At 39.7% G+C, this 13,242-nt stretch carries 12 protein-coding genes; 4 read left to right on the top strand and 8 right to left on the bottom strand.

Annotation, left to right across the window (positions count from 1 at the left end; genetic code table 11):
* Positions 1–32: 32 nt before the first annotated feature.
* Together IGI44_RS04880 and IGI44_RS04875 are read right to left on the bottom strand one after the other, a co-directional pair.
* Entirely contained in the window at positions 33–2,108 is a 2,076-nt protein-coding gene (locus tag IGI44_RS04880) for a DNA topoisomerase III (protein WP_438786689.1), read from the bottom strand.
* A complete protein-coding gene (locus tag IGI44_RS04875) occupies positions 2,047–2,418 on the bottom strand; it encodes a DUF1033 family protein (RefSeq protein ID WP_438786688.1) in 372 nt (123 codons plus the stop codon). The genes IGI44_RS04880 and IGI44_RS04875 overlap by 62 nt, the downstream gene beginning before the upstream one ends.
* 429 nt (positions 2,419–2,847) lie before the next feature.
* On the opposite strand from IGI44_RS04875, the gene IGI44_RS04870 reads away from it, so the two are divergent.
* Together IGI44_RS04870 and IGI44_RS04865 are read left to right on the top strand one after the other, a co-directional pair.
* Positions 2,848–4,095 (top strand): multidrug efflux MFS transporter, encoded by a 1,248-nt coding sequence (locus IGI44_RS04870; protein ID WP_438786687.1) that lies wholly within the window; start codon positions 2,848–2,850, stop codon positions 4,093–4,095.
* Positions 4,096–4,154: 59 nt separating this feature from the next.
* A complete protein-coding gene (locus IGI44_RS04865) occupies positions 4,155–4,403 on the top strand; it encodes a hypothetical protein (protein WP_438786686.1) in 249 nt (82 codons plus the stop codon).
* Between the two features lie 41 nt (positions 4,404–4,444).
* On the opposite strand, the gene IGI44_RS04860 is transcribed toward IGI44_RS04865, so the two are convergent.
* From IGI44_RS04860 to mnmA, 5 genes are all read right to left on the bottom strand, one after another.
* On the bottom strand, positions 4,445–5,284 hold the full coding sequence (locus IGI44_RS04860) for a CPBP family intramembrane glutamic endopeptidase (RefSeq protein WP_438786685.1): 840 nt from the start codon (positions 5,282–5,284) through the stop codon (positions 4,445–4,447).
* Between the two features lie 114 nt (positions 5,285–5,398).
* Positions 5,399–6,706 (bottom strand): GHKL domain-containing protein, encoded by a 1,308-nt coding sequence (locus tag IGI44_RS04855; protein WP_438786684.1) that lies wholly within the window; start codon positions 6,704–6,706, stop codon positions 5,399–5,401.
* Positions 6,703–7,425 (bottom strand): LytR/AlgR family response regulator transcription factor, encoded by a 723-nt coding sequence (locus IGI44_RS04850; RefSeq protein WP_438786683.1) that lies wholly within the window; start codon positions 7,423–7,425, stop codon positions 6,703–6,705. The genes IGI44_RS04855 and IGI44_RS04850 overlap by 4 nt, the downstream gene beginning before the upstream one ends.
* 136 nt (positions 7,426–7,561) lie before the next feature.
* Complete coding sequence (locus IGI44_RS04845) at positions 7,562–9,307, bottom strand: carbon starvation CstA family protein (protein ID WP_438786682.1); 1,746 nt, start codon at positions 9,305–9,307, stop codon at positions 7,562–7,564.
* A gap of 183 nt (positions 9,308–9,490) precedes the next feature.
* Positions 9,491–10,609: a tRNA 2-thiouridine(34) synthase MnmA gene (gene mnmA, locus IGI44_RS04840; protein WP_438786681.1), complete on the bottom strand. Its 1,119-nt coding sequence runs from the start codon at positions 10,607–10,609 to the stop codon at positions 9,491–9,493.
* Positions 10,610–10,793: 184 nt separating this feature from the next.
* On the opposite strand from mnmA, the gene IGI44_RS04835 reads away from it, so the two are divergent.
* A complete protein-coding gene (locus IGI44_RS04835) occupies positions 10,794–11,168 on the top strand; it encodes a GntR family transcriptional regulator (protein WP_438786680.1) in 375 nt (124 codons plus the stop codon).
* Entirely contained in the window at positions 11,168–12,544 is a 1,377-nt protein-coding gene (locus IGI44_RS04830; RefSeq protein ID WP_438786679.1) for a PH domain-containing protein, read from the top strand. Before IGI44_RS04835 ends, IGI44_RS04830 begins: the two co-directional genes overlap by 1 nt.
* A 41-nt stretch (positions 12,545–12,585) precedes the next feature.
* Here IGI44_RS04830 and lepB read toward each other — a convergent pair whose 3' ends face one another.
* Entirely contained in the window at positions 12,586–13,128 is a 543-nt protein-coding gene (gene lepB / locus IGI44_RS04825) for a signal peptidase I (protein WP_438786678.1), read from the bottom strand.
* Positions 13,129–13,242: the final 114 nt, after the last annotated feature.

Genomic DNA, 13,242 nt, shown 5'->3' with positions numbered 1-13,242 from the left:
GAAGGGTTTATTCAACCTTCGATGCGTTCAATCTATTTCTTTTCCTCCATGGCCGCCTTTAAGGCTGCAGCTAATGGACTTTCCTGTGGTTCTTCTTGATCATTGATCTTCTTCAATAAGCGACGTTCTTCATGCTTCGTCATTTTCTTTGAACGTTCTTTCTTATCCAGCATTTTCTCCGTCGTTCCGTCATATTTACATCGGAAATATGAACCATTCTTCCCATCAATGATCTCCATTTTGCGATGGCATTGCGGGCAGCGATGATTAGAGACTTTTGGATCTTTCCGACGACGATAGTTACACTCTGGATTGGTACAAATATAAATTTTTCCATCTCGAGTATTTTTCTCCCGCAATGGCGAGCCGCACTCTGGACATTTTTTTGCTGTAATGGAGAAGTCCTGGTATTTCTTATCACTGTGTTTGACTTCACTAACTAATTTCTTCGTATCGGCTTCGATTTCCTGTAGAAATTGCTTGCTGCTGAACTTTCCATTAGCAATTGCCTCTAATTGTTTCTCCCATTTCTCTGTCAGCTCTGGTGTTACTAGAGACGGATTTACCAGTTCAAGCAATTGCTTTCCTTTTGGTGAAACCGCTAATCCTGTATTGGTTCGTTCCATTAACTCTGATTTGATCAGCTTTTCGATGATCTCTGCTCGAGTCGCTGGTGTTCCCAAGCTGTGTTTTTCCATCTGAGCAAGGAGCGTTCCTTCGTTCAAAGGTTTTGGCGGGGTCGTCAGGGCCTTTTCAATCGTAAAGTTCGGTACAATTTTCATCCCTTCAGACCACTGAACTGCCTTTTTAGCTTCTTCTGCGGGTTTCCAGCCAGCCACTAAAACCTTGCTTTGACGGAAAGTAAAGGTTTCCTTTTGGAAGGTCACCGTGACTTTTTGCTGGCTTTCTTTATGAGCATCCGCAAATAATCCTAAGAATCGCGTCACGATCATATTGTAGATTCGTTGTTCATCAGTAGATAGCTTTTCAAAACGTGGACGCTGTTCGGTTGGGATCAAGGCATGATGATCCGTCACTTTGCTATCTTGGAAGACACGCTTTTGTTTCACTTGTGCCCCGTTTTTGATATAAGTCTTCACTTCTGGCGCAAAATCACTCACTGCTTGCAACCGTTCCTTCATCGTCGCCTTCATATCATTGGTCAGATATTTGCTGTCTGTCCGCGGATAGGTCACGATCTTATGCGTCTCATATAGACTTTGAACCAAAGACAGAGTTTTCTTCGCTGAAAATTGATAGCGCGCATTCGCTTCTCGCTGAATTTCTGTTAAATCATAGGGTAATGGCGCGGGTTCTGTTTTTTCTTTTTCCGTAATGTCCGTCACTGTCCCTTTTTGCTGTGACAGTTCTTTAACTAACGTTTCGGCCGTCTCGCGTTCTGTAATACCATAAGGATTCTTTTGATTGAGTTTCGCTTTCTGACCATCGACTTCCAATGAAATGACGAAATAGTTTTGCGGACGGAATTTCTCAATTTTCTTTTCTTGCGTACGAACCATCGCAAGCGTCGGCGTTTGTACCCGACCGGCGGATAAACTATCTTCGTATTTAACCGTTAGTGCGCGAGTCACATTTAACCCTACGAGCCAGTCTGCTTTTGCTCGTGCCAAAGCAGAATAGTACAAATTGTCATACTCTTTCGCCGGCTTCAACTTTTTAAAGCCGTCTTTAATTGCTTTAGTCGTTTGAGAAGAAATCCATAGCCGCTTAACAGGCTTTTCGAATCGCACATACTCTAAGATCCAGCGGGCAACCAGTTCACCTTCACGACCAGCATCTGTGGCTATAACAGCCTCTGAGATGTCCTTTCGCTTCGCTAGTTGCTGGATCGATTTTAATTGTCCTCTAGTTTTTGGCAATGGTTTGATCCCGATATATTTAGGAATCATCGGCAATGTTTCCATCTGCCAGCTTTGCCATTCCTTATTCAAATCCTCGGGCATTTTTAAGCTCAATAAATGACCAAGGGCCCAAGTCACAACAACATTGGGTCCTTCGAAATAGTTCTTATTCTTTTGATTCGCGTTAAGCACCTTGCTCAAGTCTCTTGCAACGCTTGGCTTTTCCGCTATAATTAGCTGTTTCATAAAATTCCTTTCTGCTGTCAACCGTCAACGGCTGCTCATCCTTTAATAGCGCTAGACCCCAATACTGCTGCAAATAATCGTCACACTCTTCACACCAGCGTTCGTCCTGCTCTTTCCAAAATGCACTTAGAAAATTTTGTTTTGCATTACTATATGTATTGGTTTTTTGGAGCTCACTCCAACGATGCTCATAATATGCTACTGCCGCGTCAAAATCTTCAAAAGTCGCGGTTTCTTGAATATCCTCTTGCCATTCCTCAAAGAACCACCAAGGTTCATTATCACCGTACATTGTTATTACTTGATACATCCCGCTACCCTTCTTTCCATCTCAATCATAAGTATCATGAAATAAAAATTCAAGAAAAATGTTTCAGCTGACACAGGAGCATTTTAAAAAGTTACCCATCTGCAAACTCTTTTCAGAAAAATATTGCTTTTTTCTTAATTCTATCGTAACACAAAGGCGTTGGATTTTACATGCTCCTTAAGAGAGTTATAATGAAAAACGGTCAGGTCAGCTCTACTTTACTAGATAAACACAAACTATGACTATGACAATTAATTACATTTTTATCTCAGAAAATTTCGTCCTATCAAAATTACTTACGTCAATAATAGTAAGTACATGTTTAGTAAACGATCCACTAATCCCCACATACGAAGCAGCTATCAACTTTTTTTCTTGACGATAAGTGAAGAGCAAATTTCAAAGTATTGAAAGAAGGCATTTTTTAGTGTGAATAAAATCAAGCGTTCATTATTTCAACCACGACCTACTTGGCAAAAGAATTTAATTGTTTTATGGTTTGGCACATTTATGGCCGGTATCGGCTTCAGTCTCGTGATGCCCTTTATGTCCCTATACATAGATTCATTAGGAAGCTACACCAATCAGCAATTAAACTTTTGGAGCGGGATCACCTTTTCATCGACTTTTTTAATTACCGCGATTGTTTCTCCTTTATGGGGGAGATTGGCTGACCAAAAAGGACGTAAATTAATGTTGCTGCGCGCATCACTTGGGATGGCAATCGTTATTAGCTTAATGGGGACCGTCGGAAATGTCTATCAATTGATCGGTTTGCGCTTGCTTCAAGGCGTCTTTTCCGGCTATATCAGCAATGCGACTGCCCTTGTTGCAACGGGAACACCACGAGAAAAAAGTGGTCAGGTTCTCGGTACCTTAGCCACCGGAGCGGTTACTGGAAATTTACTTGGTCCGCTAGTTGGTGGTGTCACTGCCTCGATTTTTGGGTATCGTTTAACCTTCTTTATCACCGGTAGTATTTTATTTTTAGTCTTCTTACTTAGTCTCTTTTTTGTTCATGAAGAATTTACCCCTGTTGAAAAGAAAGATATGCTTCCTGCGAAAGAAATCTTTCACAGTCTGAAATACCCGCATGTTGTGATCGGTATGTTCATTACCACGTTAATTATTCAAGCTTCAAATAATTCGATTAGTCCGATTATTAGTCTCTATATTCGGCAATTAATGCACAATCATGGAAACGTCACACTGGTCAGTGGGATCATCGCTTCGATTCCGGGTATCGCGACCTTGATTGCTGCCCCGCGCTTTGGTCGCTTGGGAGATAAAATCGGTAGTGAAAAAATTCTAGGAATTGGTTTGATTTTTGCTATGCTCGTCTTCTTGCCTATGTCAATTGTTACCAATGTTTGGCAATTGGCTTTTCTACGATTCTTAGTCGGCATTTCCGACGCTTGTCTATTACCTGCGGTTCAAGCACTGATTACAAAATATTCGCCACAAGAAGCTGCTGGAAGAATTTTTAGCTATAATCAATCCTTTCAAGCAGCCGGAAATGTTGTCGGTCCAATGATCGGCTCCAGCGTTTCTTCCCTCTTTGGGTATCGGGGCGTTTTTATTTCAACCTCTGCACTCGTATTGACCAATTACCTATTGGTACATCGCAATACAAAGGAAATTAGTGATAAGCTTCATCAAAGCCAGCAAACGCATTAACTTTAGGACTTATTAATGGTAACTTTTTGAGTAGTTTTTTATACTAAGAAAGTACATTAATGAAAGAAGTGAACAACATGCTTGAAGGACAATTAAAATTTCTCGATTTTTTCCTGAATAATACAATTGAAGGAAAAGAAGAGGAAGCAAAGAAAATCTTAGTTAAAAGCTTCGCTGATCAAGAAACTGATGCATTAAGCTTGGAGGAGTTCAAACAACTCCAAGAAAAACTATTTCCTTTGATCAAACCTGAAAAACTAGATGAAGTTAAAGTTGCAATGGCTCATTTCGCTCAAAGCCTAGCATAATAAAAGCAGTCACCGTTAACTTTTGACGATGACTGCTTTTATTATGCCTCAAGTTCTGAATAAACCTGCAAGTTCGGAAAGAACAAATCCTTATTCATCCCAACGATCAAGCCAGCAATACTGATGATAATCACGGTTTGAATACAGCTTGTCCATTCGGTCATTTGCGTGGATGTTTGCATGAAATTTAAAAAGATATGAAAAATGATCAACGCCATTGTACTACGATTGCTTTTTACATAGAGCCAATTCAAAATGATCCCCAATGGAATGATACTCGCAAAGTAGTTCACTGCAAACCAAACATTTTCCTGCAATAGCAAATTCATGGAATAATTCTTTACAAACATCAACGGCAGGTGCCAGAATGACCATAAGCAACCAAATATTATTGAACCTGTCAGTAAGCTGAACCGATTTAACAACGCATCTACCCCATAACCGCGCCAACCAATCTCTTCCAAGATCGGTGCAATGACCATTACTAACAATACTGGAATCGACCCTGCAGAGAATTTGAAGTCTTTAGATAATTGCAATTGATTAAGGGAGCCGCCAAATAAAATTGAAATGAAGATAGCTAATACTACTGATGAACCCATCACCAAACAAATTTTAACCAATGGAACTAGATTAACTTTTTTTACATCGAATAACCGTTGGAAAAAGTCTTTTCTGAGTTGATGATTTTTCGGCATAGCGATAAAAGCGATCGTAACGAGAACTGGTGCAAATAATCCTGGAATCAAAAAGATCGAATAAAAATCTGGATCGGGATGATTGTAGCTCAGATACGCCGCGATCAGCCAACTCCCCCAAGTGATTAAAAATACCCATCCAAAAAATTTTCCTGGTTTATACTCTTCTACTTTATTCTTCATCTTTACTTCCTCCTATTTTTCCTGTCATTGATTAACTGACTTTAGTATAGAAAGAAATAGTGATTCTTTTGGCGAAATGTAACGATTGCCCCCTTTCCATGTAACATAAAACGTTTAATTAGGCTCCCAGATTGATAATTCTAAGCGAAAGGAACGCTCTTTCGATTCGTAAAGCATATCTCCGTGATATTTATCGGTGATCGCCTGAATACTTTTAACGCCGAAACCATGTTCCAACGCTTTTTTCTTTTGTGTTTTGAACTCTGTTACTCGTTCAGCAGTTGTATTTTCAATCTCTAACAGGAGCATATGATTGAAATAGATTAGTCGTAAATCAATACGCCGATTTGAGGGACATCGTTGGCACGCCTCGATGGCATTATCCACCGCGTTACCAATCAATGCGCCTAAATCACGCATTTCAAACCGCATTTCTGCTGGAACCTTCACCTCTACATTCATTTGAATCTCGCTTTCTTTGGCACGTCGGTATTTATTGCTAAGTAATTGATTGATTCCACTATTTTGAGTAAATTGACAGGCCTCCTCCTGGATGACCTCCTCCAATAATTGCTCGATTTGCGATTCTGATCCACCCTCATCAGTTATTAATGTCAACAGCTGATTTTTCAGATCATGACGAATCGCACGTATCTTTGTCTGATGGTTCTCCATCTGCTGATAGTATTCTTCACGATGAGCAAATTCCTGAACTAGAAAAAGATTTTCATAATTTTCTTTTTCCAGCTTCTGATGAAGTTCAAGAACAATAAAATGGACCAAATTAATCACTGCAAATAGTAAAACGACCATAAAAAAGCGCCTGTCAGCATCCTGCGTCTTTTGCTCAACAAAAACCGGGTAAATGATAAAAAATAGACTAGTCATAAAAGGAATGACGACTTGTAAGAGATAAAAGCTGGTTTTTCCTTGCAACGCTAACGGAGCCTTTCGCTTCGCCCGTAAAAGAAAAATGGCGATTAATTGTAAGAATTGACTAGCGAAGATTCCTCCATAAGCATAGGAGGCTTGGTTAGAATCAAAGTAATTCACTCCGAACAATCCTTCAATGATCAAATAAACTAGAAAATCAAACAGCAATAAGATGATCATTGAAAGAAAAATCAGTAAAAACTTCGTTGCTGGCCTTCCTTTAAAAAAGAAATAGCCGATACTGTACATCAGAAACACGTACGTCGCAACATTAATCAACATATAAAAGGAGCCAAATGATAGATACAATGGGCTGATATTTCTAATAAGATAAGCTACGATCACTGTAAGTACGGCGATAACGCCTCTTAAATAATGCTTTTTCCAATAATCCAATGAACGGCCAGTTAAATAGCAGGAAAAGAAAACACTTACGATAAAAATATCATTGACTGATTTGATAAATTCGAACAAAGCCGCAAGATTCATGCTTTAGTCCTCATCAAAACATACTTTCGATAAGCACTTTGAAAGGATTGGTGGAATTTCTTCGTGATCGCAATTTCCCGCCCCGATTGCAGGACAATCGTTTCCCCACTTTTCATTTGTACATAATCCATATTAATCACAAAGGAATGATGGATTTGCGTAAATAACTGTGTCGAGACCTTATCAATAACTTCCTTCATTGTTCCATAATATTCATACTCTTCGCCGTTTTTTAAATGAATAATCATCTTTCGTTTCATACTTTCAAAATATTCCACTTCTCCTAGATAAACGGTATAAACTTTCTTCTGAATCGTAAACTGAAGGATCATCTTTCGTAGAGATAACTGCTCCATCGCTTTTGTCAGAACCTGTTTGACCTTTAGTTCATCGATCGGCTTGATTAGATAATGAAAAGCATTCACCTCAAAAGCCTCGGGCATCCATTCCACATGACTGGTAATAAAGATAATGATGGCTTGCTGATCCCTTTCTCGAATAAAACGAGCCACCTCAAAACCGTCTAGTGACTTCATTTCTACATCCAACAGATAGATTTGAAAAGAGCTTTCCTCTTTCGTTAGATGATCTACCAAAGACTCCCCGGACAGAAAGGCCTCATAGTTGAACTGATTTAAATCATGCTCAAAAAAAGAAAGCAGCAGTGTTTCTATTTGACCGATTATTTTTGGATTGTCATCACAAATAGCTATGTTCATTATTCCCTCCCTCTCATTCTCATTAAAAGCTTTTTCTTAAGTATCCTTCATCTTTTTCTAATAAACAAGAACCTAATAAAAATTTTTCAACCAATGAGAAAAAGAAAAACGACCCTTTTCAGAGTCGTTTCATCATTTATTCAGCTACCACTTTTTTAGCACTTTCAGCTTTCACATGAAATAATGAGCGTAAACACTTAGTCGCTACCATCACACCTAATCCCAATAACAGGAAGGCAAAAATTAGTTGCAAGCCATCAGATAAAAAGACAAATTGTCCGGCTGCCGGAGTTGCTGGTATGGTCGCAAGGTATTGTGTCGCGTTAATCAATTTAGTTACTAATCCATAAATCGACATTCCGAGTGCGGTGAAGGTCACTGCCAACATAATTCCCATTGGAATATAGAACATTACCCCTGATTTTTTAGAGGTCTTCATGTAAACTGCCACAGCGATCATTACCATTGCAGCTAATAATTGATTGGCTGAACCAAACAACGGCCAGACACTATTGTAACCACCCAGTGCTAAAACAAAGCCAACACCTAATGTTACAACGGTAGCCACATATTTATTCGTAAGGAGCTTCGCCAAGCCTTTTTGTTCTACACCTTCTTCATAGAAGAATTCCTGTAAGGACATCCGTCCAATACGTGCCACCGAATCCAGTGATGTTAACGCTAGTGCCGAGACACACATTGTCATGAAGGCCTGCGCGATATTCAAAGGCAAACCAAATTTAGTTAGGAAGCCTGCAACAGAACCAGAAAAAATTTGGAAAGGTGTTCCTGCTGGTAATTGTCCATTTTGCGCAACTGCTCCTGCAACGACTAGAGCAACAACAGCCAAGACACATTCGCACATCATCGCCCCATAACTAATTGGACGCATATGTTTTTCGTTTGTTACTTGCTTAGAAGAAGTTCCCGAAGATACTAAGCTATGGAAACCAGAGACCGCACCGCAGGCAACCGTGATAAATAAAATGGGAAATAGATATTTCACATTGCCAGCTGCGTCCTGCACCGCAAATCCATTAAAGGCATTCAACTCTACCATCGGCGCTTCGATTAAGAGACCTAAAACCGCAGCGATAATCATTCCTAATAGCATGTAGGTACTAAGAAAATCTCGTGGTGCCATCAACAACCAAATCGGCATAACAGAAGCCAAGAATAAATAAGCAAATACGATCAACAGCCACGTTTGCTTATCCGCAAAAATCGGGAACATAATACCAATAGCTAATGTCACCAGTAAAACGGCGATCCCAAAAAGATGCATAGCGATTCCTTTCAGATGGAACTTTTTCATAAAAAAGCCAACTAAAACGGCCGCAATAATAAATAGCATTGAAATAGATGCCGCAGAAGCATTCGCTGTGTTCACCGCTGCTGGAACATCTGGTGTCATTCCATTGAAGGTCGTCGCGACGATATCACCAAAAGCAGCAATAACTAACAAAGCAAACAACCAACAGAATAGAAGGAATAACTTCTTTCCGACTTTTCCAATATATTTCTCAATAATCAGACCAATCGATTTTCCTTCATTTTTAACTGAGGCGTATAACGCACCAAAGTCATGGACAGCACCGAAGAAAATCCCGCCAAACAAAATCCATAAAAATGCTGGCAACCAGCCGAACATCGCCGCAATAATTGGCCCGGTCACGGGTCCAGCACCAGTAATTGATGAAAATTGATGACTGAATACTACAAATGCCGGCTCCGGAACGTAATCTTCTCCATCTTCCAAAGCGACCGCAGGGGTCACCGCTTTAGGATCAATCCCCCATTTTTTCTCCAACCAACGGGAATAAACAAAATAAGCAGCAACAAAACAAATAATAGCAAAAACTAGAAGAACCACACCATTCATACACTCACCCAACTCTCTTCAATTTATAATAAATATTTAATTAGTATATTCCCACAATTCCATGAGCGTGTAAAGAGAATCATTCTAATTTTCAAGAATTTTCTGTAAATATCTTGAATAATCAAATTATAAACAAAAATAAGACTACCCTTAAAGGAGTAGCCTCATACGTTTTAGTTTGAATTAAATATATTGTAATTCTTTTGTTTCTTGATAAGCATGATCGATCAATCCGCCACCGAGACATTCCATGCCGTCATAAAAGACAACCGCTTGTCCTGGAGTGATTGCACGAACAGGATCATCGAAGATTACTTCTGCACGATCATCATCCAATAACCGAACAGTTACTGGTACGTCTTGCTGACGATAACGGAATTTCGCTGTACATTTGAATTCTTTTGGACGGTCTTCATTTGTCGTGAAGTGAATGTCACTGGCATCCAAACTCGTTGCATACAATGCCTCATGATGGAAACCTTGACCCACATATAACGTATTAGTAGATAAATCTTTCCCTACAACAAACCACGGATCATTGGTTTTTCCGCCGCCGCCGATGCCTAAGCCTTGACGTTGACCGATCGTGTAGTACATCAATCCATCGTGGGTACCTTTTTCTTCTCCATCTAGCGTAACCATCTTGCCTTTTTTCGCTGGCAAGTAATTGCTTAAGAATTGCTTGAAGTTCTTTTCACCAATAAAGCAAACACCGGTTGAATCTTTTTTCTTAGCAGTGGCTAAGCCAGCGCGTTCAGCGATCGCGCGAACTTCTGGTTTTTGCATGCCACCTAGAGGAAACATGGTCTTCGCTAATTGTTCTTGCGAAAGCTGACTCAAGAAATAAGTTTGATCTTTGTTATTGTCCACGCCACGCAGCATATGAACGACGCCATTTTCGTCTTTTTCGACTTGGGCATAGTGTCCTGTTGCGACATAATCCGCACCTAGTTCCATTGCGTAATCCAAGAAAGCTTTGAATTTGATTTCCTTGTTACACATCACGTCTGGGTTCGGTGTGCGACCTGCACGATATTCTGCTAAGAAATATTCAAAGACTCGGTCCCAATATTCCTTCTCAAAGTTGACAGAGTAATAAGGAATCCCAATTTGAGCAGCGACTTTCGCCACATCCTTATAATCTTCTGTCGCGGTACAAACACCATTTTCATCAGTGTCGTCCCAATTTTTCATAAAAATGCCGACTACATCATAGCCTTGTTCCTTTAACAACAAAGCAGTTACCGATGAATCGACGCCGCCGCTCATTCCTACGACGACTCTTGTGTTGCTGTTAGACACAGTATCACCATCATTTCAAAATAGATTTCCGAAAACTCTACGATTTGAAGGTCGCAACTTTTCAGTATGACGAATTATACAACATAAATCTTAAATTTTCGATAGATAATTCTTTGAGTAGCGATTTTTATTGTCTTTTTGTATTGTTTGTATTAATATAAACAATACAAAGGAGGGCGAGTAAATGATCTTAGAAATTGATCCTCATTCGGAAGAACCGATTTATTTGCAGCTACGAAGACAGATTATTATTGGGATTGCTCAGGGTGAGCTGCAGCCAAACGAACAATTGCCAACTGTTCGACAATTTGCCGATGAATTGGGTGTAAATACGATGACTGTTTCAAAAGGCTATCAACAGCTACGTGAAGAAGGCTATTTGATCACTGATCGTCGCAAAGGAACACTAGTCGCACCCTTACCTGTTCCTGCTAAAAAAACTAGCGAGGAAAATCTAACCCTATTGTTAGCAGAACTTTACTTGGCTGAAGCTGACGAAAGAGCAGTCAAAGAAAAAGTTCAACAGATTTTGACGAGTTTTGGAAAGGATGAACACTAATGTTATCTCCTATCATTCTGATCATATTAATTTCTTGTAACTTTATCATGGCATTTACAAATTCCTTAGCAGCGAAACCACACAACTACGTGATCGTGGAAAATACCTTCCCCGCAGATAAAATCAATGATCCGCTAGTATTGTCCTTCAGAAAGAATTACCGCAAACGACAATTCCAATTAGCGGGTATCTTAACTGTCTTGGATTTGAGTTTATTGATTCCGATGAAGGATTCGATTTTTATGCTACTTTTCTTCCTTCTGCTGTATATCACGATCGGTGGTGGCTATCTTTTACAAATACGTTATATCCGCAAAGGACATCAGCTAATTATAGACAATCATTGGCAATTAACCGAACAACCGATTCAAGTCGACACGAGACTGGTACTGGAAAAAAATCGGAAGCTCGTTTCACCTTGGTGGTTTATTCCCTCATGGGGCCTGGTGGGATTGTTAACTTTCTTGCTGCATCAGCGAGAATTGGGTAGTTTGACATGGATTCTCTTAGGAACAAATTGTTTTGTCTTGCTTTTATTTTTAGGGGGTTGGTGGGCAATCGGTCGACTACCTGTACGTGCGTTAACGGATGATGCCAAAATCAATCGTCAATACAATGATCTGACGAAATTTTACTGGTCGTCCTTTATTACAGGTACGAGCTTTATCGTTGCATTGATTGTTTATCTGCCATTGTTAACGGTGGAATCAAATCCACGCTTTTTCAATATGTTATTGATTATTGAGTTTTTATTGATTTTCCTTTTTTGCGGCTTCAGTCTATGGTGGCTATTCCGTTTACGAAAAAAGCAAGATCAATTATTGACCCAAACATCCAGTTTTCGTTATGCCGGAGACGACTACTATTGGCGATATGGGATCTATTACAATCCAAATGATCGTCGCTTAATGGTTCCCGATCGAATTGGATTGAATATCACGGTGAACTTAGCACGTGTGGGTGGAAAAATTTTTATCGGTTTACTGCCCGTTGTACTGATTGGTGCTATGGTCGTCACAGTCGTTCCTTTATACGTTTTAGATTATCATCCGGACCCATTAACTTACGAAGTAAAACAAGAAAGTGTCATTTTGGATGGACCCTTTTATAAAGAACGAAGAATTCCATACGACACTATTGAAAAGGCAGCTTTGATTGAACGCTTGCCTCGAGTAGGTATGAAAGTCAATGGCCTGGCAACAGAAAATTATGCCATTGGCAGTTTCAAGGTTGATGGAAACTCTGCTTCCCTTTTCATCGATCATCAGTCAAAGCCAATCTTACAAATCAAAACAAAGAGTCGTGATTATTACTACACCAACACTGATCCCTCTACCACCAAGCAGCTCTACCAAGAAGTTAAGGCACATCAATAAAAAAATGCTCCCACTCCATGTAAATGAAGTGGGAGCATTTTTTATTCAACAACGCCAATTCGATTGATTGGCCAGAAGACAAATTTTACATTGGTTAAAATATCCTTTTGTTCAATCATTCCGATGATTCGACCATCTTTTGAGATGCGGCGGTTGTCTCCTAAAACAAAAAGCTGTCCATCAGGAACTTTTTCGTAGCCAAATAAACTTTGTAGATCGAAATCAAAGGTCAACGGCTGACCGTCCGTCAATTTGCTTTTATATTCTTTCAAGTAAGGTTCATCATATTTCTTGCCATTGATATAAAGCTGATCATTTTTGTAAGCGACCGTATCTCCTGGTAACCCGATTACACGCTTCACGTAATCTGCACCCGGATCATCCGGCGCGGGAAACGTTACGACATCGAAACGATTGATTTCCCCATGCTTTAATCCAAACATCCGCTCACCATCATTTAGATTAGGCTTCATGGAATCCCCAATCGCCTCCACAGGTGTAAATACATAATGGCGCAACGCAAGTACTGCACCAATCATAACAGCATATAAAAGAACCGTTTTCAAAATTTCCTTTGCCTTCACTTTTTTACCTCCTTAAAAAATTTCGCGTTATCCTTACACTTAATTTACCATAGCAGCAAATTCATAGATATGTTTGGTTCACATTTTAAAAATTTATTCACGATAAATATTTTT

The sequence above is a fragment of the Enterococcus sp. DIV0756 genome (genome assembly GCF_051710745.1).
Classification (GTDB): domain Bacteria; phylum Bacillota; class Bacilli; order Lactobacillales; family Enterococcaceae; genus Enterococcus_A.
Note: the sequence above shows the minus strand (reverse complement) of the source record. Positions and strands in the feature narration are given on the sequence as shown.